The organism is Stenotrophomonas sp. G4, from assembly GCF_003428825.1.
Lineage (GTDB): Bacteria > Pseudomonadota > Gammaproteobacteria > Xanthomonadales > Xanthomonadaceae > Stenotrophomonas > Stenotrophomonas indicatrix.
Genome location: NZ_CP031741.1, coordinates 4,176,181 through 4,199,992 on the forward strand (window position 1 = coordinate 4,176,181; position 23,812 = coordinate 4,199,992).

At 66.2% G+C, this 23,812-nt stretch carries 20 protein-coding genes and 1 pseudogene; 9 read left to right on the plus strand and 12 right to left on the minus strand.

Features of this window, described 5'->3' with window-relative positions:
• The first annotated feature begins 2 nt into the window (after positions 1-2).
• Entirely contained in the window at positions 3-4,349 is a 4,347-nt protein-coding gene (locus tag D0Y85_RS19170; protein ID WP_162887709.1) for an AAA domain-containing protein, read from the plus strand.
• Here the strand turns inward: D0Y85_RS19170 and D0Y85_RS19175 are convergent.
• The 3 genes and pseudogenes from D0Y85_RS19175 to D0Y85_RS20685 all read right to left on the minus strand — a co-directional run bounded on the left by D0Y85_RS19175 (position 4,346) and on the right by D0Y85_RS20685 (position 7,655).
• Positions 4,346-4,648 carry a hypothetical protein gene (locus D0Y85_RS19175; protein ID WP_229655644.1) on the minus strand — a complete coding sequence of 101 codons (303 nt, stop codon included), beginning with the start codon at positions 4,646-4,648 and terminating at the stop codon, positions 4,346-4,348. The genes D0Y85_RS19170 and D0Y85_RS19175 overlap by 4 nt on opposite strands.
• Before the next feature lie 272 nt (positions 4,649-4,920).
• A pseudogene (locus D0Y85_RS19180) lies at positions 4,921-7,235 on the minus strand (TonB-dependent receptor).
• 126 nt (positions 7,236-7,361) lie between these two features.
• Entirely contained in the window at positions 7,362-7,655 is a 294-nt protein-coding gene (locus D0Y85_RS20685) for a hypothetical protein (protein WP_162887710.1), read from the minus strand.
• A 45-nt stretch (positions 7,656-7,700) separates the two neighbouring features.
• On the opposite strand from D0Y85_RS20685, the gene D0Y85_RS19185 reads away from it, so the two are divergent.
• Complete coding sequence (locus tag D0Y85_RS19185; RefSeq protein WP_105164802.1) at positions 7,701-8,183, plus strand: hypothetical protein; 483 nt, start codon at positions 7,701-7,703, stop codon at positions 8,181-8,183.
• A 60-nt stretch (positions 8,184-8,243) separates the two neighbouring features.
• Here the strand turns inward: D0Y85_RS19185 and yidA are convergent, their stop codons facing one another.
• Complete coding sequence (gene yidA, locus D0Y85_RS19190; protein ID WP_117311640.1) at positions 8,244-9,077, minus strand: sugar-phosphatase; 834 nt, start codon at positions 9,075-9,077, stop codon at positions 8,244-8,246.
• 173 nt (positions 9,078-9,250) lie between these two features.
• Here yidA and D0Y85_RS19195 point away from each other — a divergent pair, with 173 nt between their 5' ends.
• A complete protein-coding gene (locus tag D0Y85_RS19195) occupies positions 9,251-9,934 on the plus strand; it encodes an exopolysaccharide biosynthesis protein (RefSeq protein WP_117311641.1) in 684 nt (227 codons plus the stop codon).
• 20 nt (positions 9,935-9,954) lie between these two features.
• Here the strand turns inward: D0Y85_RS19195 and D0Y85_RS19200 are convergent, their stop codons facing one another.
• The 3 genes from D0Y85_RS19200 to D0Y85_RS19210 all read right to left on the minus strand — a co-directional run bounded on the left by D0Y85_RS19200 (position 9,955) and on the right by D0Y85_RS19210 (position 12,191).
• On the minus strand, positions 9,955-10,365 hold the full coding sequence (locus tag D0Y85_RS19200) for a hypothetical protein (RefSeq protein ID WP_117311642.1): 411 nt from the start codon (positions 10,363-10,365) through the stop codon (positions 9,955-9,957).
• An 82-nt stretch (positions 10,366-10,447) separates the two neighbouring features.
• Positions 10,448-11,758 carry a sorbosone dehydrogenase family protein gene (locus D0Y85_RS19205; RefSeq protein ID WP_117311643.1) on the minus strand — a complete coding sequence of 437 codons (1,311 nt, stop codon included), beginning with the start codon at positions 11,756-11,758 and terminating at the stop codon, positions 10,448-10,450.
• Positions 11,751-12,191 (minus strand): DUF2231 domain-containing protein, encoded by a 441-nt coding sequence (locus D0Y85_RS19210; protein ID WP_049466392.1) that lies wholly within the window; start codon positions 12,189-12,191, stop codon positions 11,751-11,753. Before D0Y85_RS19210 ends, D0Y85_RS19205 begins: the two co-directional genes overlap by 8 nt.
• 319 nt (positions 12,192-12,510) lie before the next feature.
• Here D0Y85_RS19210 and D0Y85_RS19215 point away from each other — a divergent pair, with 319 nt between their 5' ends.
• Both D0Y85_RS19215 and D0Y85_RS19220 read left to right on the plus strand, forming a co-directional pair.
• Positions 12,511-14,277: a S8 family serine peptidase gene (locus D0Y85_RS19215; protein ID WP_117311644.1), complete on the plus strand. Its 1,767-nt coding sequence runs from the start codon at positions 12,511-12,513 to the stop codon at positions 14,275-14,277.
• Entirely contained in the window at positions 14,277-14,855 is a 579-nt protein-coding gene (locus D0Y85_RS19220; protein ID WP_117311645.1) for a DNA breaking-rejoining protein, read from the plus strand. The genes D0Y85_RS19215 and D0Y85_RS19220 overlap by 1 nt, the downstream gene beginning before the upstream one ends.
• A gap of 173 nt (positions 14,856-15,028) precedes the next feature.
• On the opposite strand, the gene D0Y85_RS19225 is transcribed toward D0Y85_RS19220, so the two are convergent.
• The 5 genes from D0Y85_RS19225 to cyoA form a co-directional block, all read right to left on the minus strand.
• Entirely contained in the window at positions 15,029-15,715 is a 687-nt protein-coding gene (locus tag D0Y85_RS19225; protein ID WP_117311646.1) for an SCO family protein, read from the minus strand.
• A gap of 115 nt (positions 15,716-15,830) precedes the next feature.
• A complete protein-coding gene (cyoD, locus tag D0Y85_RS19230) occupies positions 15,831-16,163 on the minus strand; it encodes a cytochrome o ubiquinol oxidase subunit IV (protein WP_025877422.1) in 333 nt (110 codons plus the stop codon).
• Between the two features lies 1 nt (position 16,164).
• A complete protein-coding gene (gene cyoC, locus D0Y85_RS19235; protein ID WP_117311647.1) occupies positions 16,165-16,800 on the minus strand; it encodes a cytochrome o ubiquinol oxidase subunit III in 636 nt (211 codons plus the stop codon).
• Positions 16,797-18,773 carry a cytochrome o ubiquinol oxidase subunit I gene (gene cyoB, locus D0Y85_RS19240; RefSeq protein ID WP_117311648.1) on the minus strand — a complete coding sequence of 659 codons (1,977 nt, stop codon included), beginning with the start codon at positions 18,771-18,773 and terminating at the stop codon, positions 16,797-16,799. Before cyoB ends, cyoC begins: the two co-directional genes overlap by 4 nt.
• A gap of 5 nt (positions 18,774-18,778) precedes the next feature.
• Complete coding sequence (gene cyoA / locus D0Y85_RS19245; protein ID WP_117311649.1) at positions 18,779-19,684, minus strand: ubiquinol oxidase subunit II; 906 nt, start codon at positions 19,682-19,684, stop codon at positions 18,779-18,781.
• 183 nt (positions 19,685-19,867) lie between these two features.
• Between cyoA and D0Y85_RS19250 the strand changes: the two genes are divergently transcribed.
• From D0Y85_RS19250 to D0Y85_RS19265, 4 genes are all read left to right on the plus strand, one after another.
• On the plus strand, positions 19,868-21,283 hold the full coding sequence (locus D0Y85_RS19250) for a PLP-dependent aminotransferase family protein (RefSeq protein ID WP_025877430.1): 1,416 nt from the start codon (positions 19,868-19,870) through the stop codon (positions 21,281-21,283).
• A 71-nt stretch (positions 21,284-21,354) separates the two neighbouring features.
• A complete protein-coding gene (locus tag D0Y85_RS19255; RefSeq protein ID WP_025877432.1) occupies positions 21,355-21,615 on the plus strand; it encodes a hypothetical protein in 261 nt (86 codons plus the stop codon).
• Positions 21,615-22,217: a DUF6436 domain-containing protein gene (locus D0Y85_RS19260; RefSeq protein WP_117311650.1), complete on the plus strand. Its 603-nt coding sequence runs from the start codon at positions 21,615-21,617 to the stop codon at positions 22,215-22,217. The genes D0Y85_RS19255 and D0Y85_RS19260 overlap by 1 nt, the downstream gene beginning before the upstream one ends.
• 9 nt (positions 22,218-22,226) lie before the next feature.
• Positions 22,227-23,756: a PLP-dependent aminotransferase family protein gene (locus D0Y85_RS19265; RefSeq protein ID WP_117311651.1), complete on the plus strand. Its 1,530-nt coding sequence runs from the start codon at positions 22,227-22,229 to the stop codon at positions 23,754-23,756.
• Positions 23,757-23,812 lie beyond the last annotated feature (56 nt).

A 23,812-nucleotide genomic window follows, 5' to 3' on the forward strand; every position in this document is an offset into this window, starting at 1 on the left:
ACATGAGCACTCCCCAGCCGCCGCACTTGCCGACCTCCGATGCGTCCACCCCGCTGACACCTGCGGCAACCGGCGGCGGCGGGCCTCTGGGTGAAACGAAGATGCGCGAAATCGCCGTGCGGATCTCGCAGTACTTCCGCGATTTCCTTGAATCGGATTTCAAGCGCGCGCAGGCACCGCGGCGCCGCATCGTGCTGACCAGCGATTCCGGTTTCCGCGCGGGCATGCGCACCGCGCCGTACCCGGCGTTGGACAAGGAGCTGTGGAAGCTGCTCAGCCGGCCCTCCGGCGAGGAGCTGTCGTTCACCATCGGCCCGCGCAGCTATACCCGGCCGATCAGCGCGACGCTGCGCCGCATCGTCGAAGAGCAAGTGAACGCCATCACCGAGACCGCCATCGCCACGGTGCGCGTGGCCGTGCTGGACAAGGCGCGCGCCAGCATGGCCGGTGCGCTGGAAGACCCGGAAGCCTGGGTGGAATCGGTGCAGGGCACCTTGGTGGATGCGATGTGCGTGCAGGTGGTGCGGCCGCTGATCGCGCATCTGGCCGGTCCACTGCAGGGCCAGGCGTACTGGGTGATGGATTCGCTGCACGCGGCTGAGTCGGACCTGGTCACCCGCTCCGTTGTGGATCTGTACCAGACCCTGCCGGAGGTGCTGGCGCGCTTGCTGGCCACCGGTGACGAGCTGCCGCTGCAGCAGGCCTGCGAGCATCAGCTGACCCGCGACGGCACGATCAGCGCGCTGATGGCGTTCTTCGAGAACTTCGTGGCGGCCGATGCCTTCCACGAGTTCCGCGACCTGGAGACCTATGTCGCCACCGGCGATGGTCTGCAGCTGTATCTCTACGTGGGCACGCTCAAGTACGCGGGCGTGCAGTACCCGGTGTTCTACCTGCCGCTGGACGTGGTGCGGGCCAAGGATGGATCGGGTTACACCCTGACCCTCAGCAACCGGCTGTTCGCCAACCGCCGCGCGATCGATTTCGTGCTGCAGGAACTGGCCGTGGGCATGGCCCGCGAGTGGGTGTCGCCGATCCAGGAGCGCATCCAGTACCTCGACCCGGCGCAGAGCCTGTTCGAAGTGGCAGCGTCGCTGTTCCGGCAGGTGGCCAACGCGGTGGATCTGGGCGGCGACGTCTCGCTATCCTCGTCTGCCAGCGAGGCATCCACCGCCACCGTTGCGCTGTCGCCTGCCCTGCACCTGGCTGCGTTCGAGCGTGCCGACGAGGCGCTGTTGAATGATTTCGAGGAGATCATCGACCAGGCCCGCAATGGGGGGTCGAAGCTGGTGGATCTGTTCCACGGCATGGTGGAAGGCGTGCTGATGCGCAACCCCGAGCCCATCGGGGAACGGGTGGAATCGGCCTGGGATGCGCTGCCGCTGGTGGAGCGCATGGTGTTCGATTCGCCCATTCCGTTGAACGAGGAGCAGCGCAAGATCCTGCTGGCCGTGCGCGAGCCACAGGGTCGTATCGTGGTGGTCGAAGGCCCGCCCGGCACCGGCAAGTCGCACACCATCACCGCCATCGCTGCGGACTGCGCGTTCAACAAGAAGAGCTGCCTGGTGCTGTCGGACAAGACCGAAGCGCTGGACGTGGTGTACGACAAGCTGTCCGATGCGATGAGCCGGGTTCGCCATGATCGTGATTTTCCCAACCCCATCCTGCGGCTCGGCCAGCAGGCGGCCAACTTCAAGCGCCTGACCTCCACCGGCACGATCAGCCAGATCTCGGCCTTCGCCAAGGCCATGAAGGCCAACCAGCCCGCCCTTGAGAGCGAGCGCCAGGACACGGCGCAGACACTGCGGCAGGCCATCTCCACTACCGTGCAGACGCTGGGGCGTGTATCGCTTGCTGCAGTGAAGGTCATGCACGAGCAGGAAGCAGAGCTGGGCGAGCGCGCCCCCGCGGTGCTGCAGCAGGTACACGCGGTGATGGATGCCAACGTGCTGACCGAGCTGGAAGCAGTGACCGCGCAGGCGGACGCACTGGAAGCCTATCTTGCCGACCTGTTCGGCAGCACCGACTACACGCCGGCCTCGCTGGACGAACGTATCCGCCGCGATGCGGTGACCACCGCCTTCCTTGCCAACCGACCGGTTGACGGCTGGGCGCTGTTCGAGTCGTTGGATGCCGGGCAGATACGGCTGCTGGGTACGCTGTTGCTGCAGCACCAGCAGCTGAAGATGCCGCTGCTGGGCTATCTGCTGCGCGGCAATGCGGTGCGCGGGCTGGAGCTTCAGCTCAACCAGCTGGGTACCACCCGCCCGCTGCTGCTCAAGCAGGATGCAGCTGCCCTGCAGGACATCGTGCAGGGCGCAAACGCGCTGCGCATGAAACTGGAGGCCGAAGGCCTGGGCACGCAGCTGGCGGCCAGCTACCGGCAGATTGCCCACGGCGCCGCGCCGGGGCCGGGTGCGGCGGTTGCACGGCAGGCGATGACCCTGCTGGCGCGGCTCAATCCGGCCATCGTCGAGGCCCTGCTGGCCGAGCCGAAGGACGACCCCGCGCTGTGGGCGCTGACCCTGCGCTTCCTGCAGGGCTGGATGGCCACGCGCAAGGCCTTCGTCGACGCGCCGCAGTATGACTATGTGGGCACCAAGACCAAGCTGGAACGCTTGAACACCTCGGTGATGAATGCCCATGTGGATGGGCGCCTGATCAGCTTCATGGATCATCACCGCGCCGATGCGCGGGCATTGGCGGGCGTGATCGCCAACCGGCAGAAATTCCCGGTGGACAAGTTCGAGAGCGTGCGCGAGTCGTTCCCGGTGATGATCGCCAGCATCCGCGAGTTCGGCGAGTACATGCCGCTGGCGCCGGACCTGTTCGATGTGCTGGTGATCGACGAAGGCTCGCAGGTCTCGGTGGCGCAGGCGCTGCCGGCGCTGCTGCGCGCGCGCAAGGTGGTGGTACTGGGCGACTCAAAGCAGTTCTCCAACGTCAAGGCCGCCAACGCCAGCATCGCGCTGAACGACAAGTACCGCTCGGACCTGGTCAACTATTTCCGCACCCACGTCAGCCAGCAGGCCGACGTGCTGGAACGGTTGGCCATGTTCGATGTGAAGCGCTCGGTGCTGGAGTTCTGCTCCCTCTCGGCCTCGTACTCGGTGATGCTGCGCAAGCATTTCCGCAGCTATGCGGAACTGATCGGGTTCTCGTCCTCCACCTTCTACAACCACCAGCTGCAGGCGCTGAAGATCCGCAGCCGGCCGCTGCAGGAAGTGATCCGCTTCAGCCAGGTGGATGCCAGCGGGCACCGCACCAGCCGCAGCACCAACGACGCCGAAGCGGCCTTCATCGCCGAGCGCCTGGTGGAACTGCTGGACACGGATGCGCCGCCCACGGTGGGCATCATCACCCCGTTCCGCGAGCAGCAGACGCTGTTGTCCAAGACGCTGTTCAACCATCCGCGCGGCCGCGAGTTCGAAGAGCGGCTTCGCCTGAAGGTGATGACGGTCGACTCCTGCCAGGGTGAGGAACGCGGGCTGATCTTCTATTCGATGGTGGCGACTGCCGGCCAGGATGCGCTGAACTACATCTTCCCGGTCAGCCTGAGCGGCGCGGAGGATGCGGTGGAAGACAAGCTGAAAGTGCAGCGCCTGAATGTCGGCTTCTCCCGTGCGCAGGAGGCGATCTGGTTCGTCCATTCGATGCCGGTGGATGCGTTCCGCGGCGCGATTGGTCATGCGCTGCGTTACTACGCCAGCCAGCTGGACCGTCCCGCGCCCAACGCCGCGCAGACCGATGCGCGCAGCCCGATGGAATCGAAGGTGCTGCAGTGGCTGCAGCAGACGCCGTTCGTGCTTGCCCATGGCGATGCGGTCGAGATCATTCCGCAGTTCCCGGTGGGTGACTACCTGCGCCAGCTTGACCCGACCTATCAGCACCCGGCGTGGCGGGTGGACTTCCTGGTGACCGTGCAGACCGTGCGCGGCGCGCTGCAGATCGTGATCGAGTACGACGGCTTCGAATTCCATTTCCGCCGCGACAAGCCGGTGCATGTGGGCAACCACGAGCGCTATCTGGTGGAGGCCGACGTCGAGCGCCAGCTGACCCTGGAAAGCTACGGCTACCGCTTCCTGCGCATCAACCGGTTCAACCTCGGCAGCGACCCGGTACAGACACTGTCCGACCGCCTCTATCGCCTGATTGAAGTGGCCGGCACGGAGATCCGCTCGGCAGCGGTCGATCAGGTGATCGAGCAGGTGCAGGGGCTGGAATCGAAGGAGAAGAAGGTCTGCAGCCGCTGTGGGCAGATCCGCAGCCACGAAGAGTTCTTCGACCCTGACCTGCGCGCCGGTGCCGGCGGGGTGGGACGGATCTGCATGCCCTGCAAGGCGGGCTAGGCGGTGCTGCCGGGTGCCAGCGTGCGCACGGCCACCGCCGCCAGCCTGCGGCTGACCAGCCCGTAGAGTTCTTCCAGTTCGGCCGCGCGCGCCTCGGTCATGTTGGTACCGAACAGTACCCGCGACAGCGCCGCCTTGTGGGTGTCGGCGGGATAGCGCGCCCGCGCCCGGTACACGGCCTGCAGCACCAGCCAGGCCAGGCGGAACCCGCCCCCGGGCAGGGGGCGGACCACGCGGTCATAGACCTGCCAGAACTGGTATTCGGCCTCCAGGTCGACCGCCGGTGCTGCGAACGGCACCGGACGCGCACGTCCATGGGCGCGCCTGCGGACCGGAGGGAAACGGGGGTTGAGCTGTGCCATGCCTACAGGATGACCCAGCAACATTGTGGGAACCTTGCGTTGGTGCCGGAATATCAGTGCTGATTGTGCAAAGTGCGGCGAAGGGCCCCCGCTTGGGTAGATGCCAACCTTGGTTGGCAAGGCGCGTCGGCGCCGGAGGGATTTCGCCGGGCATGGCCCGGCGCTACCCAGCCTGCCGCGAAGTGCATCCACGCATGGCGTGGATCTACTTAGAAGGTCATCGAGGTGCTGAACATCACCTGCCGGGGGCGCTGCGCTGCAGGGTCTGGTAGTCGCCCGAGAACGACGAGCCGGCGATGGTGGCGGTGCCGATGTTATTGCGGTTGAACAGGTTGCTTACGTCCAGCCGCAGCTCCAGCCCCGGCAGCAGGCTGTCCGGGCCCAGGGTGTAGGCCGTGTACGCGTTGACCTGCCAGAACGTCGGCACGCGGATGTCGTTTTCATAGGTGAAGGGCTGGCGCAGGTACGAGGTGCTGGTGGCACCGAAACGCCAGTCGCCGAAATGCGCGGACAGGTCGCTGACCAGCGACAGCTGCGGGTAGCCCGGCTGCGCGTTGCCCTTGATCGCGTACACGGTATCGCCCACCACGAAATCGCTGTCGTAGTACGAACGCGCCAGTGCGATGCCCTGGTAGAACTGCAGGTGGTCGGTCAGGTCGGCGGTGATGCCGAGGTCGGCGCCGATCACGTGCATCTTCGGCATCAAGCGCACCGTGTTGATCTGCGCGAATTGTGTGCCGATGGCCGCCGACAGCAGGCGGTTGCGGATATCGTTGTAGAACACATCACCGGTCACGGTCAGGCGGTCAAAGCGGTGGCTGGCGCCCACGGTCAGGTTCCAGTTCTTCTCTGGGCGCAGGGTGCCGGCCACGCGGTCGAACTCTTTCTGGTCACTGATGGTCCAGGCCGACGCGGTGTAGCCGATGTTGCCGCGCTGGGCCACGCGATAGCCGTTCATGGTGTTGACCAGGTCGATGAAGGCATCGGTCCGCTCGGTCGGGCTCCAGTACAGCGACACGTGTGGCAGGAAGTTGCTCTTGGCGCGCAGCGTGCCGGACACCGGGCGCTCCGCTGCGTCGCCGATGCCGCCACCGGTGGTAGTGAAGTCCACGGCCTTGAAGCCCAGCCCCAGCACCAGCGTGTCGGTGAGGGCGTAGTTGTCATGCAGGTAGAACTGCCGCGAGCGGGTCACCCAGCTGGATGCGTTGTCGGTCTGGAACGCCGGCCCGTACACATCGAACGGCCCGGTCGCCTTCAGTGGTTTGCCCTGCCCCAGCAGCGGCTGCTGGTACCACTCGGTCTTCGCGGCCGCCTTGCTCTTCTCCTGCCAGAAGCCGGTGGTGAGGGTGTGTGCACCCGTCTCGAACTGCAGGTTGAACATGCCCCCCAAGCGATTGAGGTGCGGCGTCTGCACCTGTTCGGAGAAGGGCGCGCCGTTGGGCGAGGGCACGGTCGGGTCGGTCAAGGTGGCCTGGGTGTGGCTGTTGGCGTTGTACAGCTGCACGTTGCCGCTGAGCGCGGGCGTGATCTGGAAGCGATGGTTGATCGACGCGACACGGTCGCGCGTCACCTGGCCGGTGTCGTAGGGAATCAGCTCGGACAGCTCACCGCAGGTGTAGTCGCCGCAGGACTTTTCGGCGTTCTCCGGCGAGGCCACGTAGTACGCCCACGCATAATCCGGATAGAAGCTGTCGGCCTTCCAGCCCAGCTTGCGGATCATGTCGAAGGAGATGTTGTTGTAGCCCCACACCGCGGCCTTGCTGTCGGACAGGAACACGGTGAAGTCACCCCACGCCACATCCTGCTGCGCCTTCAGGTCACCGCGCAGGAACTTCTGGGTGCCGGCGCCCTGGTACTTGTCGGCCGACACGCGCTGCAGGTCGACCAGCAGCTTCGGGCCGTGCTCGCCCAGCTGGCCGCTCTGGCCCGAGACCGTGGTGACCTGCGTGTTGTTGCTGCCCACGCCCTGCTTGATGCGCAGGCTGGGGGTGTCCTGCAGGTCGCGAAGGCGGTACTCGAGGCTGCCGCCATTGACGCTGCTGGAGAACACACTGACCGGTGCACCACCCGGGCTGACCGTGATCGAGCCGATGCCATCGGGCACGCCGACGTTGACCACGCTGGTGCCGGTAAGCGAGAGGAAGCCGTTGTCGTTCAGCGGCACGCCTTCGAAGGTGATGCCCATTTCATTCATGCGGAACCCGCGCACGAACAGGCTGGTAGCCGAGATGTCCAGGCCGAGACCGTCGGTGGCGGTGTAGCTGGCGCCCGGCACGTTCTTCAGCATCGACAGGCCGTTGTTGCCGGTCACCATCGCATCCAGGTCGGTGGCATTGATGACGTAGCGGTTCGGGCCGACCACCTGGGTGGGCGCGACGGCTGCACCGCGTGGGGTGGCGATGACCTGCAGCGCGTTCAAGGTGGTGGGGGTGTCGTGGGCCGCGTCGGTGGACTCGGCAGCGTGCAGCGGTGCAACGAGGGCGATGCCGATTGCCAGGGCAAGAAGCGTAGGTGGAGTGTTCATGGCCAGATCCAGGGTGCAGGGAGAGGAGGACGCAGGCGTACGCCCAGCGCGATGCAGCGCCGGATGGCGATGCAGTGGCTGGTGACGCGATTGCGTTGAAGGCGGGAACGGCGCAGCGCGCGCCGGTCAGCGGCAGACGAAGACGATCAGCTGCCGAACGATTCGATGGCGTGATTTCGACGTGCGGAAGTGTTGCATCGGACCGCCACATCCGCCATTGCACCGTGGGAAAGCGCGGTTATACGCAGGTATCGCTTTCGATGCCGCGCTATCACCTGCACGTTGCAGCGTGATGTCTGTGCGCTCGGTCAGCCTTTCGACTATTCGTGCCTGGCTCGACTTGCGCCACCCTGGATGCTGAATGATCATGTCGGCGGCGGCCGCGCGGATATCTGCGATGCCTTCCGCACGCACTGCCATGCAAGGCTCCGACGCGTTAACTCGACACTTCAAAGGACGAACGTCATGTTGAATGGATTGAAACCGCTCGCCGCAACTGCACTTTGCCTGCTCGGCCTGTCCGCCTTCGCCGAAAATGCCGCCGCCGCGCAATGGGTCGACAGCGGCCGCACTGCGTACTTCAAGCAAAGCCCCTTCTCCAGCGCATGGGAACACACCTGCACGACCGGCGGCACGCCGATCCAGGACTTCCCGGGCACCTGCGCCAACGATCCGTTCAGCGGTTGGACGACCAACTACAATGCCGCCAGCGCATCGGCCAACAACCAGCTCAATGCCTGCCACTTCGACTCGCAGAAGCTCGGCTCGGCCTGCTACGGCCTGGCGTATGCGATCAATGGGCAGGTCTACGCTGGCGGCCTGCCTGCCGGCTGCAACGTCGGTGCCCGTGCGGTGGTTGTTTCGACCCGCATGGAAACCATCGAGATCCAGAACCATGAGCTCGATGTGGAGAGTGTCCAGTCGGGCAACGAGTACGTCTGCCAGTAAAACCGTTGATGGGACGCCGCCACGGTGCGCGGCGGCGTCCTTCTTCGTATTGCCGGATTCCTACTGCAGCACGAAGCGCTCGATCGCCCTGGCCACGCCTTCATCGGCGTTGGTGGCGGTCTCGAAGCGCGCCACGGCCTTTACCGCATCGATGGCATTGCCCATCGCCACGCTGGTGCCGGCGTACTGCAGCATGGTCAGGTCGTTCTCCTGGTCGCCGATGGCCATCACATTGGCGCGGTCGATGCCCAGGTGCTCGGCAAGCTTCTGCAGGCTCGGCCCCTTGCCGGCGCGGTGGTCGAATACTTCCAGGAAGAACGGCGCGCTCTTCAGCACTGCGAAGCGCTCGGTCAGCGCGGCCGGCAGGCGCGCGATGGCGGCGTCCAGCACGTCCGGTTCGTCGATCATCATCAGCTTGATGAAGGACATGCCCGGGTCCATGTCGGCCACGCGGCGGTACGACAGTGGCATGCGCGAAAGATGCGAGTCGGCCACGGTGTAGATGCTGATGTCCTGGTTGGGCGTGTACATGCGCTGCGCGTCCAGTGCCTGGAAGTGCACGCCGATCTCGCGGGCGACCTGTTCGCAGTACACGAAATCGTCGAAGCTGAGCGGATACTCGACCACGGTTTCGCGCGGGCCGATGCGCTGCACCAGGCCACCGTTGCAGGCGATGCAGTAGTCATCGTCGCCATCGATGCCAAGCTCATGCAGGAACGGCGCCAGCCCTGGAACCGGACGGCCGCTGGTCAGCACGATGTGCACGCCCAGCGTGCGCGCCCGGGCGATGGCCTGCTTCACGCGCGCGGTGAGCTTGTGGGCGGGATCCAGCAGGGTGCCATCCATATCGATGGCGACCAGTTCGATGGTCGATTGCCTGCGACCCATGTCCATCATCTTCAGCCAGTGCGGGGGACGCCCATTTTAGGCCAGGCCGCCTGGCAACGCCGGCCTCATGCATCGTTCACCTCTGCGCGGCGCTGGCCGGGGATACTCGTGGGGCCTGTGCGTCCCCCACCGCAGGACGGCCCTATCGACCGCCCTTCCCTGGACACTACTTTCGACGCATGACCTACCAAGCGCCCGACGCCACTGACACCGCCCCGCTCGCCCAGCAGATTGAAGACCTGATCGACGGCCTGCCCGGCGACCATATCCGCGTCGGCACGCTGCTGCATGCGCTGGGCGACGAAGGCCTGATGCTGGTAGTGATCCTGCTGTCGGCGATCTTCCTGATTCCGGTATCGATTCCCGGGCTGAGCACGGTGTTCGGTGCGTCCATCCTGCTGATCGGCCTGAGCCGCGTGCGCGACCGTCCGTTGTGGGTGCCGCAGCGGTTGGCCGACAAGCAGATCGCCACCGACAAGCTGAAAGCCAATCTGGGCCGTGCGCTGAAATGGGTGCGTCGGATGGAGCGGTTGTCCCGGCCGATGCGGCTGGCGGCAATGGTGCGCTCGAAGAAGATGATGCGGTTGAACAACCTGGCGCTGGTGTTCGCCACGATCCTGCTGATGCTGCCGGCCGGGCCGATTCCCTTCAGCAACACCCTGCCGGCGCTGGCGCTGATGTCCTTCGCCATCGGCTTCATCCAGCGTGATGGCGCGGCAGTGGCGGCCGGCTACGGCTTCGTGGTGGCGTCGGTGGTGTACTTCGGTGTGCTGCTGGGCGGCGTGGGCTTTGCGGCCGAATCGGTGTTCAGTGGGCTGCGCGCGGGCTGGGTCGGCTCAGGGCGTTGGTCGGCACTGGTCTGACCCGTGGATACCCCTGCATCTCATCTGCAATCGGGGAATCGCGCGCCCGTCCACAGCGACGCGGCGATGGGCCGCAGGCTGCCTTCCGGTGAATCCTGCTGGCCGTCCAGGTAACGGATGCGCAACCGGGTGTGCTCGCGCGTCAGGCGGATGACCGGCGGCATGCCCTCCGCTGCAGAGGCGGTGATGATGCCGTCCTGCTCACGCAGGATCAGCAGCTGCGGGGCCAACGCTTCCCCTTCGAACCGCTGCAGCAGCACCGCCGTCCCTCCCGCATAGGGGATGAAGGACAGCGCATGGCCGAGCAGGTCACCCGATTCGGGATGCATGCAGACATTGGAGTAGCTGCCCTGCCAATGCGCGGCTTCGACAGCAACCGCAGCAACCGGGAAGATGAGCGCAGCGGTAGCCAGCACGATCCGTCGGTACATCCTTGTGTCTCCTCAGGTGGGCCATGAAGACCGAGGCGATGCCGCCGGCAGCGGCACCGCAGTACAGTAGCGCAGGTCCGCCCTACTTCGTCGACACCCGCCACACCACGTCGCCGACATCATCGGCGACCAGCAGCGCGCCCTCCGCATCGATGGCCATGCCCACCGGCGCGCCCATCAGCGTCTTCTCATCCTTGGACGCGAACCCGCTCACCACCGCTTCCGGGCGGCCGGCCGGCTTGCCGTCCTTGAACGGCACGTACACCACTTCGTAGCCGCTCAATGGCGAGCGGTCCCAGCTGCCGTGCTCGCCGATGAAGGCACCGCCGTGGTACTTCGCCGGCAACGCCTGGCCGGTGTAGAACAGCAGGCCCAGCGGTGCCACGTGCGAGCCGATGGCGAAGTCCGGGCGGATTGCCTTGGCCACCAGGTCCGGCCGCTGCGGCTGCACGCGCTCGTCCACATGCTGGCCGTAGTAGCTGTAGGGCCAGCCGTAGAAGCCGTGCTCCTGCACCGAGGTGAGGTAATCGGGCACCAGGTCGGCACCGATCTCGTCGCGTTCGTTCACCACCGCCCACAGCTTGCCGGTGCTCGGCTCCCAGTCCAGGCCGGTGGGGTTGCGCAGGCCCGAGGCGTAGATGCGGCTGCCGCTGGTGGCCACGTCCACTTCCAGCACCACCGCACGGCGGTACTCGACGGCCAGGCCGTTCTCGGTGATGTTGCTGTTGGAGCCCACGCCCACGTACAGCTTGCTGCCGTCGCGGCTGGCCAGCAGTTCCTTGGTCCAGTGGTGGTTGATGGTGCTGGGCAGGTCGGTGAACTCGCTGCCCTTGTCGGACATGCGGGTTTCGCCCGGCACGTAGTGGTATTTCATGATGTTGCCGGTGTTGGCCACATACAGCGTGTCACCGATCAGCTGGATGCCGAACGGCGAGTGCAGGTTTTCGATGTACACGTGCTGGGTCCAGGTGCCGGTGCCCGGCGTGCGCCGCAGCAACGTGACCCGGTTGCCGCCCTTGCCGGCCTTGCCCGAGCGCGCCTTCACCTTGCCGGCGATCCACTGCTTGGGCGTGGTGACCGGCTCTTCGCCGGGACCGTTGCCTTCCACTACCAGCACATCACCATTGGGCAGCGACAGCAGCCGGCGCGGGTGCTGCAGGTTGGCAGCGATGCGTTCGATCTTCAGGCCGTCGGCCACCGACGGTGCCTGGCCCTCGGCCCAGCCCACGCCCTTGGGCACCTGCATCGGCGGCAACAGGTAGTTCTCGGGTTTGGGCAACGGCGGTTGCGCGCCGGACTGGTCGGCCGGGTGGTACTCGGCCTTGCCGGCACACGCGGCCAGCGCCAATGCCAGCGAAAGCACGCCCACGGCGGACAGGAAGCGCTTAGCCATGACGGGCTCCTTGCAGCACCGGCTGCTGCAGCGAAAGCACGATGAAGCCGAGCGCGATCAGTGCCACCGTCAGCGCGGAGAGGATGGTGCCCGGGACGGCCGCCGCATAGGCGTCGCGGCTGTGCACGAAGGCGTTCCAGACGGCCAGCACGATGGCGACCAGGTTGAGCAGGAAGTCCAGTCGGTCGGCGCCGGTGGCGGTGCCGTTGCGGCGCCAGACCGCGAACAGGTTGATCAGCCGCGGCAGGATGGCGATCAGCAGGCCGAAGGTGATCAGCCACGCCGCCGACTTGCCCCACATCACTTCAGCGGTGTTGAGGTAGAGGATGTCGAAGATGAGGCCGGCCACGAAGAAGCCGAACGGTATCGGATTCAACAGGCTGAAGAGTGTTGTGCCGAGGCCGCGGTGGGCCTGGGCGACGGGGTTGACCATGGTCGTGCTCCGGGACGGGAAGGGTGCACGGCCTGTAGTAGCACAGGGGGGCGGGAGGGAGTGCGACGGCGCCCGTTGGATCCGTGCCGTGCGTGGATGCGCGGTGACAGCCTACGGTCGGCGCCGGCCGAAGCACATGCCATAGCGGCGTAGTCGTCATTACCGGGCGGAATAAGTGTTTGTGACGCGCTTTGCACATCTGCAGATCGCCTCCGTCAACAGGTAGGGGGTTGTTCGTTGTGTCGCGTTTGGCTCGTTGCGATGGGGCAGATCCGCCCCGCCGTCCTGCCATGCCGATTCACAACAGAAGGATTCGTGTATGAAGCGACACACGCAACGCTCCGCGCCACCGCGCTCTGCGCGCCTGGCCCTGGCCACTGCCCTGGTACTGGGCAGCCTGACCGTTACCGCCCAGGCGCAACAGGCCGACCCACTGGCGGGTATTCAGTGGCATCTGCTCAATACCGGGCAGACGGTGCCGGCCGATACGCTGCCGGTGGCCGGCAACGATCTCAACGTCGATGGCCTGTTCCGCAATGGCATCCGTGGCCAGGGCGTGGTGATCGGCATCGTCGATGACGGCCTGCAGATCGCCCACCCGGACCTGGCCGCGAACGTGGCGGCGGTGGCGGGCAAGAACTTCGCCAACGGCTCCAACAATCCCACGCCGTCCAATCCCGATGCCGACAACCACGGCACGATGGTGGGCGGCATCGCCGGTGCAGTGGGCGCCAACAACCTGGGCGTGCGTGGCGTGGCCCCGGCGGCAACGCTGAAGGGCTTCAACGTGCTGGCCTCCAATGCGCAGGGCAACCAGCAGAGCAACATCGAATACGCCTGGTGGGATGGCGCCGAGTCGGCCGATGTTCAGGTGTTCAACAACAGCTGGGGCGCTGGCCCGGGCAACCCCAACCTGCCCGTGGCCTACAGCCAGAACACGGTGAGTTCGTACGAGCAGGCACTGTCGGGCACGCGCGGTGGCCGCGGCGGCATCTACGTGAAGTCAGCCGGCAACAACTTCAACAACGCCTCGATCAGCCAGACCCAGGACGTCTGCACCACCGATACCAAGAACCGCAACACCGGCTGTGTGCCGGCTGGCCGCGATCCACGCAACAACCTGTTCAACGTGATCACCGTGGGTGCAGTGCGCGCCGATGGCGTGCGTTCGTCGTACTCGTCCACCGGTTCGGCACTGTGGGTGTCGGCCTTTGGTGGCGAGTACGGCCTGCAGGCGCAGTACGCCCCGAACCTGGTGGCACGTGCGTACGATCCGGCCATCGTCACCACCGACGTGACCGGCTGCACGCAGGGCAGCAACAAGAACACCAACCGCCAGAACACGCTGGACAGCAACCTGTCGGCGATCGACAGCACCTGCAACTACACCGCGAAGATGAACGGTACGTCGGCGTCGGCGCCGATGGTGTCGGGCGTGGCGGCGCTGGTGCTGGAGGCCAACCCGAACCTGTCCTACCGCGATGTGAAGTACATCCTCGCCACGACGGCCACCCGCAACCATCCGAACCAGCCGGCGGTGACGCTGGCCGACGGCCGCACGCTGGTGCCGGGCTGGACGGTGAATGCAGCCAACCGCGCTTACAGCAACTGGTACGGCTTCGGTGTGGTCAACGCGGCGCGCGCCGTGCAGGTCGCCGAGAACTTCCAGTCGTTGGGCCCGCTGCTGGATACGGGCTGGCGCACCACCACGCGCACGGTGGCCATCGGCAACACCTCCGCCGCCGCCGCGCGGTTGACCTTCCAGCTGGCCAATGGCGCACGCAACATCGAGTCGGTGCAGCTGGGCTTCCGGGTGAACCACAGCAATACCCGCCAGCTGCAGTTCGTGCTTGTTTCGCCCAGTGGTACGCGCAGCGTGGTGCAGCCGGCCTTCACCGCCATCGGTTCGGGTACCAATGGCGTGCAGCGCAACTTCACCAACTGGGATCTGCTGTCCAGCAATGCCTTCCTGGATGAAAGTGCCACCGGCACCTGGACGCTGGAAGTGACCGACATGGGGCAGGCCGCGAATGCTGCATCGCGCGGCAACCTCGAATTCTTCAAGATCCGCGTTCTGGGGCACTGATGATGAAAACGACCATTCTGTTGAGCACGCTCGCCTTCGCGGCGATGACCTCCCCTGCCTGGGCACAGAGCTCGGGGCAGACCCCACCGGCACGGAGCCTGTCCACCGTGGATGCGCAGGAGCTGAAAGCTTCGGCCACCGGCCGTTCGTTCGACGTGGGCGGCACGCGTTTCCAGCTGTCCCCGTCGACCACGGTGCAGCAGGCTGCGGGCGGCCAGTTCCGGATCACGCCGCAGGCAGCGGCCACCACCAGCTCGCGCAGCAAGCGTTCGCTGGATGGCGCGGCAGCAGCTGGCGCTGATGCCGGCGCCGGCAAGTTCGCCGCTGCGGTGTCCCACGATGGTGCGCCGGTGGTGGCGACCTCGCGGGTGAAGGTGTTCTTTACCGATGCGGCATCTGCACAGCGCGCGGCAAAGGCCACGGGCGGCACCGTGGTGAAGGTGTCCAGGGCTGCCGGTCTGGCCATCGTGGAATACCCGTCGGTGAACGCGGCGCTGGATGCGAGTACCCGGCTGCTGTCGACTGCGGGCGTGCGCGCAGCCGAGCCGGACGTGGTGCAGTGGGAAGAGAAGAAGTGATCTAGGGCGTTGCGTGGTGCCCCCGGCCGGTTGGCTCTCCTGGCCGGCCGGGGGATTGGCGAGCGGGAGGGCGTGCCGACCAACGATCGGCACCCACCACAATCCAATGGCACCCGCCAGATTCACTCATCGCGTGTCGACCAAGATCAACACCTACCAGGGCGATGCATCGTTCAGCGTGCGGCAACGCTCGCGCTGTGTGGCTGCTTGCATGCCGCCAGCGCTTCACTGCCTGCGGCCGGATGTTCCGGCTCCAGCAGCAACCGCTGCACGTCCGAGAACAGCTGCTCCACCGGCATGCCGTAGGGCGCGAACAGGCGCAGGCGGCCCTGTCGGTCGAACACGTAGCCGCCAGCGATGTGGCTCATCGTGTAGGTGTCCGGCAGCTGTCCGGGCTCTTTCTCGTAGAACGCCTTGAAGTCGCTGGCCATCGCCGAGAGCTGTGCCTCGTCACCGACCAGTGCCATCGCCTTCGGGTCGAACGCGTGCACATAGGTGTGCGCGACTTCGGGGGTGTCGCGCGCCGGATCCACGCTGACGAACACCACCTGCAACTGGTCGGCATCCTTGCCCATCAGGTGCTTGACCTGGCTCAGTTCGACCATCGTGGTCGGGCACACGTCCGGGCAGCTGGTGAAGCCGAAGAACAGGTAGGTCACCTGCCCCTGCAGGTCCTTCGGGCCACGCAGGGTGCCGGCGCTGTCAGGCATGGTCCAGTGCTGGCCCAGCTCCTCGCAGGCGATGTCCTTGGAATGGAAATCCATGCGCGACTGCGCGCTGCAGCCGGCCAGCAGACCGAGTGCGAGGCCTGCGGCAAGCAGCGGCAGGCGCAGGGAACGAACAACGGAAGCAACACGCATCACGGGTACCACCAACACGAGGTGGGCGCGGTCTCGGTCAGGCCTGCCCTGGGGGGGAGAGAGGGCTGAGGTGCCAGGGCGATCGCGCACTCCTTGCCGATCGCCCCGGCCACGGTCAGTTGATCATCATGTGGTAGTGCATGCTCCAGATGATCCAGATCGACAACGCGACCACGATGAACAGGATCACCAGGGTGAACACGAAGCTGGCGAGGTTCCAGCCACCTTCGGACTTGCGGTCCATGTGCAGGAAGTACACCAGCTGCACCAGGATCTGCGCGACCGCGAAGCCGACCAGCAGGAACAGGGTGACCGGCCGCGACAGCACCGGGTTCATCACCAGCGCGAACGGCACCACCGTCAGCAGCGCGCACAGCACGAAGCCGATCAGGTAGGACTTGGTGGAACCGTGCGCATTGCCGGCGCGCGAGGTTTCGACGTGGGCCATGTCAGAAGGCTCCGATCAGGTAGACGAAGGTGAAGACGCAGATCCAGACCAGGTCCAGGAAGTGCCAGAACAGGCTCAGGCAGGACACGCGGGTGATGTTGGTCGGGGTGAGGCCGCGGCGATACACCTGGTGCATCACCACCGCCATCCAGATCAGGCCGCTGGCCACGTGCAGGCCGTGGGTGGCAACCAGGGCGAAGAACGCCGACAGGTAGGCACTGGTGCTGGGGCCGGCGCCTTCATGGATGAGGTGCGAGAACTCGTACAGCTCCATGCCGATGAACGAGGCACCGAGCACGAAGGTCACGCCCAGCCAGCGCAGCACCGCCGCCTGGTCCAGGCGATGCATGGCCAGCACGGCCTGGCCATAGGTGATGCTGGACACCAGCAGGATGAAGGTCTCGGCCATCACGAACGGCAGCGAGAACAGTTCCTTGCCGGTCGGGCCGCCGGCGTAGGCGGTGCTGAGCACCGCGTACGAGGCGAACAGCGAGCCGAACAGCACCAGGTCGGACATGAGGTACACCCACATGCCGAACACCTTCATGCCGCCCTGTTCGTGGGCGGGATCGTGCTCGTGATGGTCGTCGTGGACCAGCACATCGCTGTCCAGTTGCGGACGGGTCAACAGGTTCATGCGCCTGCCTCCTGCAGCTTGGCGTGGTTGGCCGCTTCGGTACGCGCCACCTCTTCGGAGCTGACGTAGTAATCCACGTCCTCGTTGTAGGAGCGCGCGATCAGGGTGACGATCATCGCGATGAAGCTGGCACCGGCCATCCACCAGATGTGCCACACCAGGGCGAAGCACAGCACCAGGATCCAGACGTTGAGGATCAGCGGCACACCGGTGTTCTTCGGCATGTGGATCGGTGCGTACTTCTTCGGCGGCGGCGGCAGGCCGCGCTTCTTCGCTTCGTGGAAGGCGTCCAGCTCATCGGCCTTGGGCACCACGGCGAAGTTGTAGAACGGCGGCGGCGACGGCGTGGCCCATTCCAGCGTGCGTGCATTCCACGGGTCGCCGGTGAGGTCGAGGTTGCGCTTGCGGTCGCGCACGCTGACGTAGATCTGCACCAGCATCAGGATGATGCCCGCGAACACGAACAGCGCACCGATGAAGGCGGCGATCAGGTACGGCGTCCACGCCGGGTTGTCGTACTGGTTCATGCGCCGGGTCATGCCCATGAAGCCCAGCATGTACAGCGGCATGAAGGCCAGGTAGAAGCCGATCACCCAGCAGGCGAAGGACCACTTGCCCAGGCGCTCGTTGAGGGTGAAGCCGAACACCTTCGGGAACCAGTAGACGAAGCCGGCCAGGTAGCCGAACAGCGCACCGCCGATGATGGTGTTGTGGAAGTGCGCGACCAGGAACAGGCTGTTGTGCAGCAGGAAGTCCGCGCCCGGGATGGCCAGCAGCACGCCGGTCATGCCACCGATGGTGAAGGTGACCAGGAAGGCGATGGTCCACAGCATCGGCACGTTGAACTCCACGCGGCCGCCGTACATGGTGAACAGCCAGGTGAAGATCTTCACGCCGGTGGGGATGGCGATGATCATCGTCATGATGCCGAAGAAGGCATTGACGCTGGCACCGGAGCCCATGGTGAAGAAGTGGTGCAGCCAGACGATGAAGGACAGGATGCCGATCGCCAGGGTGGCGCCGACCATCGACTTGTAGCCGAACAGCTTCTTGCGCGAGAACGTGGCGGTCACTTCAGAGAAGATGCCGAACGCCGGCAGCACCAGGATGTACACCTCCGGGTGGCCCCAGGCCCACACCAGGTTCACGTACATCATCGGGTTGCCACCCAACGTGTTGGTGTAGAAGTTGAAGTCCAGGTAGCGGTCCAGGGTGAGCGCACCCAGGGCCACGGTCAGGATCGGGAAGGCGGCGATGATGATCACGCTGGTGACCAGCACGGTCCAGGTGAACACCGGCATCTTCATCAGGGTCATGCCCGGCGCACGCATGCGCAGGATGGTGATGAACAGGTTGACGCCGGTCAGCAGGGTACCGATGCCGGAGGCCTGCAACGCCCAGATGTAGTAATCGACACCGACCCCGGGACTGAACTCGATGCCCGACAGCGGCGGATAGGCGACCCAGCCGGTCATCGCGAATTCGCCAACACCCAGCGAGATCATCATCAGCGCAGCGCCGACCACGAAGATCCAGAAGCTGAAGGCGTTGAGGAACGGGAACGCCATGTCGCGCGCGCCGATCTGCAGCGGCACGATGATGTTCATCAGGCCGACCACGAACGGGGTAGCCACGAAGAAGATCATGATCACGCCGTGCGCGGTGAAGATCTGGTCGTAGTGTTCCGGTGGCAGGAAGCCATCGCTGCCCGGCCCGGCCGCCGCCAGCTGTGCGCGCATCATCAGTGCATCGGCGAAGCCGCGCACCAGCATGACCAGCGCGACGACCACGTACATGATGCCGATCTTCTTGTGGTCCACCGTGGTGAACCAGTCGCGCCAGAGCACGCCCCACAGCTTGAAATAGCTCACCGCGCCGAGCAGCGCGAGGCCGCCCAGCACCATGGCCGCCAACGTGACCACGACGATCGGCTCGTGCAGCGGCACGGCCTCCCACGTCAATTTACCCAACATGTTCGTTACTCCTGGGAAACCTGGGCACCGCCGGCAGCGCCCGCCGGGGTTGCAGCAGCGGTGTTCTCACCGACGCCGATGAACTGGTCGATGACCTTCTTGAACAGCAGCGGTTCGACGCTGGAGAAGTGCTGCACCGGCGCGTTCTTCGACGGTGCGGCCAGCGCCTTGAACTGCTTGAAGCTGAGTGCATCCGGCGCGCTGCGCACCTCGGCCACCCAGCGATCGAAGTCTTCGTTGCTGCTGGCGGTGGCGATGAACTTCATGTTCGAGAAGCCATGGCCGCTGTAGTTGCCGGACATGCCACGGAACTGGCCGGGTTCGTTGGCGATCAGGTGCAGCTGCGTGCGCATGCCGGCCATCGCGTAGATCTGTCCACCCAGCTGCGGGATGAAAAAGGTGTTCATCGTCGAGTTGGAGGTGATGTTGAACGCCAGCGCGCGGTTGGCCGGGAAGTTGAGCTGGTTGACGGTGGCGATGCCCAGGTCCGGGTACACGAACACCCACTTCCAGTCGGTGGCGATCACGTCCACGTGCAGCGGTTCGCCGACCACGTCCAGCGGCTTATACGGATCGAGCTCGTGGGTGGACTTCCACACGATCACCGCCAGCACCGCGATGATCAGCAACGGCACGCCCCAGACCACCACTTCCACCTTGGTGGAGTGCGACCAGTCCGGCGTGTACTTCGCCTTGGTATTGCCGGCGCGGAAGCGCCAGGCGAACACGAAGGTCAGCACAATGGCCGGCACGACGACGATCAGCATCAGGCCGATGCAGATCAGGATCAGGTCGCGCTGTGCGATCCCGACCATGCCCTTCGAATCCAGCAGCACCCAATCGCAGCCCGTCAGGGCGATGCAGGCCAGGGCGACCAGCGCCAGGCGGATGCGGTTCCAGCAGATATTCATTGGTGGTCAACCCTGTTGAAGATGCGCGCTTGACCGGCTCGCCTGCGCGCAGCGCCCGGGCGTGGAGCGGCTACACTGTGGGTACGAGGTCGCCTACAAACAGGCGGGCCACTCCAATCAAGCCCATACAAGATAAAGCATTGTATGGACTTGTGCATCTGCACGTATGGAAAAATCCGACCGATGACGCCTCCTGCTGCCGGCCGCCGCCTGAAACACCCCAACCGGACCTGGGTCCGCCCCTTCCGTGAGGGCGCAGGACCGCTGTACCTGCAGATCGCCCAGCAGGTGCGCGAGGCGGTGGACGATGGCGTGCTGCGCCCGGGCGATCGCCTGCCGCCGCAGCGCGACCTGGCCCAGCAGGTGGGGGTGGACCTGACCACGGTCACCCGCGCCTTCGCCGAACTGCGCCAGGCCGGCCTGCTGGACGCGCAGGGCGCGGGCGGCACCTTCATTGCGATGTCCGCCGGCAACCGCAGCACCTCGGTCGACTTGAGCATGAACATCCCGCCGCTGCTCGGCAGCGCGCCGTTCGCACAGGGCATGGAGGCCGGTTTCCAGCACCTGGGCCAGCAGCTGGGCCAGGGCGAGCTGATGAGCTACCACGTCGGTGCCGGCAGCCGCGACGACCGCGCTGCGGCCGTGCAATGGCTGGCGCCGGTGCTCGGCCCGGTGGGCGCCGAGCGGGTGGTGATCTGCCCCGGCGCGCAGACTGCGCTGTGCGCACTGATCCTGGCCCGCACCCAGCCGGGCGAACTGATCGCCGCCGAGCAACTGACCTATCCGGGCCTGCTGGCCGCTGCGCGCGTGCTGCAGCGGGGCGTGGTGCCGGTGGCGATGGACGCCGAGGGCATGCTGCCCGATGCCCTGGACGAAGCCTGCCAGCAGCGCCGGCCGCGCCTGCTGTACCTGGTGCCGACCATCCAGAACCCGACCACGGCGACGATGTCGGCGCAGCGCCGGCAGGCCCTGCTGGCGGTGGCAAGGCGGCACGAACTGACCGTGGTCGAGGACGATCCCTACTGGCTGCTGGCCGGCGATGCCGCCCCGCCGCTGGCCGCGCTGGCCGACGGTGGCTGCCCGGTCTACTACATCTCCACCCTGTCCAAGTGCCTGGCCCCCGGCCTGCGCACGGCCTACCTGGTGGTGCCGGGCGGCGAGCCGATGGAGCCGGTGCTGGACGCCCTGCGTGCGATCGCGCTGATGCCCACCCAGTCGATGGTGGCCGTGGCCTCGCACTGGATCCGCACCGGCCAGGCGCAGGCGATGGTGCAGCGCTTCCAGCAGGAACTGCGCGAGCGCCAGGCCATTGCTGCCCGCTACCTGCCCGCCCGCCGCCAGGCCCACCCGGCCGGCCTGCATGTGTGGCTGCCGTTGCCGCCACGGCTGGACCAGTACCGGCTGATCCAGGCGGCACAGGAACAGGGCCTGGGCATTGCCAGCTCCGACGCGTTCAGCGTGGAGGAACCGCCACCGGGCAACGCCATCCGGCTGTCGCTGGGCGGTGCTGTGGACCAGGAGGCACTGGCCGGCGCGCTGGCCAAGCTGAACGAGATCCTGTCCGAGGCGCCCGACGCGCGGCATTCGGCGATCGTCTGAGCCATCCCGTGGGCCATACCCATACAAGATGATATCTTGTATGCAATGTATGGACGAAGGATATGCCGAAGATGGCCGCCGACAAACTGAAGTTCCACCTGGTGATGGCCGGCTGCGGCGGGTTCGTCGTGCTGATGCTGGCCGCCCTGGCCTGGGTCTGCCTGCAACCGCAGACCGTGGATGTGCAGGCCGCCGAACGCCACGCCATTGAACAGTGCCTGCAACGCAGCGAGGACGCGGCGCGCAGCGAGATCCAGCGCCGCGCCCAGGCCGACTCCTGCCGCGAGATGCGCAAGCAGTACGTGCACAAGTTCGGCGCGGACGGCTCCTGATGGGCGCAGCGGCGCCGCGTCCACGCCGTTCGATGCTGCCGGTGATGATCGCCCTCGCCTGCCTGTTCATGGCCGGCGTGGCGGCGGCACTGTGGCAGTACTTCGGCTATGGCGAGCAGTCCACGTTTGCCGAACAGGCCATCGTCTTCGATGACTCGCAGCTGCGGTTGCCGGCGGAACTGGCCGGCGACACCGGCCGCATCCGCGTGGTGCATTTCTGGGACCCGGCCTGCGGCGTGTGCAACCGCGAAACCGGTGCGCACCTGAGTTACCTGATCAGCATGTATCGCCGCGCCGGCATCGACTTCTATGCCATCCGCCGCCCCGGCACCCAGGGTGAACTGCCCGAGCCGCTGCGCAGCAAGGTGATCACCCTGCCGACCATCGACGGCATCGGGAACATTCCGGCCAGCCCGGCGGTGGCGATCTGGGACCGCCACGGCCACCTGGCCTATGCCGGCCCTTACAGCATCGGCATGGTCTGCAATTCGGCCAACAGCTTCGTCGAACCGTTGCTGGACAAACTGGTGCGCGGGGAAACCGTGCGCCCGAAAGGACTGCTTGCCGTGGGCTGCTACTGCCCCTGGCAGGCCCAGCGCTGAGGACACGCGATGACATCACCGACGGTGGCCGGCGCAGCCGCCACAAACAACAACGGCGGTCACCTGTCCGAACCGACCGATGGTTATGGACAGGCTCCCGCCGTTGGAAGCAACGATACGCCCCGACATCCTCCGTACATGCCGCGACCCGATGTCGCAGGGCCTGGCGTTGCAGGGCTGGGCTGGGTGCAGGACGTGCACGTGCACAGCGGCCCGATCTACCTGCGCATCGTCAACACGCTGGAACGCACCATCAATCGCGGTGGCCTTGCGCCCGGGCAACGGCTGCCCTCGCAGCGCGCGTTGGCGCAGCAGCTCGGCGTGGATCTGACCACGGTGACCCGCGCCTTCGATGAAGCACGCAAGCGTGGGCTGATCGAAGCACGCGGGCCACAGGGCAGCTTCATCGCGCCGCCCAAGGCGGGCTTTGACCAGGCCGTCGATCTCAGCATGAACGTGCCACCGGTACCCGACGCCGATGCACTGGCGGAAATGCTGCGTCGAGGCGCGGCGGCGGTGCTTGCGCGCAGCAATGCGCCGAACCTGATGACCTATCACCTGGGCGGTGGCAACCCGACCGATCGCCACGCGGCGGCGCGCTGGCTGCAGCCGATGCTGGGCACGGTGGACGATGCTCGCCTGCTGCTGACCGAAGGCGCACAGGTGGCGCTGGCGGCGATCCTGCTCAGCCAGGGGCGCGAGGGCGATTCGATCCTCTGCGACCGGTTGGTGTATCCGGGTCTGCTGCAGGCCGCCGCCGCGCTGGGACGGCGGCTGGTCACGGTGGAGGGCGACGAACACGGCATGTGCCCGGAGGCGCTGGCCCGCCGGGCGCGGGAATGTGGCGCGCGATTGGTCTACCTCAACCCCACCTGCCAGAACCCGACGGCGCTGACCGTGCCCACCACGCGGCGCGAAGCGCTGGCGCGGGTGCTGGAGCGCGAAGGCCTGCTGGCGATCGAGGACGATCCGTACTGGCACCTGGCCGTCACCGCGCCCATTCCGCTGGCGACGCTGGCACCGCGACACGTGTTCCATGTCGCCACGCTTTCAAAGGTGATCAGCCCTGGCCTGCGTACCGCGTTCGTGCAATGCCCGGGCGCCGCCCATGCCGAGGCGATGGCCACCGCACTGCGTGCCACGCGGTTGATGGGTCACCCGCTGGTATCCGCACTGGCCAGCCAGCTGCTGCTGGATGGCTCGGCGCAGGCGCTGCTGGCGCAGGTGCGCGAGGAAGCGCGCGAGCGCACGCGGATGGCGCGGTATCTGCTGGCACCCTCGTTGCTGGAGCGCGCCGATGGGCTGCATGCGTGGTGCCGGGTGCCAGCGCCGTGGACCGACGCCACGCTGGTGCGTACGGCGCAGCTGCAGGGCTTGGCGATCGCGCCTTCATCGGCGTTCTGTCCGCCGGGCGCGCCATTCGCGAGCGGGGTGCGGCTGTCGTTGGGATTGGCTGCGGACCGGCGGCAACTGGAAAACGCGCTGCGGCGGATCGATCGGTTGCTGTTGTCCGATGCGTTGCCGGCGATTGACCGCTAGTGGAAGGACATCCACGCATGGCGTGGATCTACTGGTCCCGTTCCGTTCACGCCATG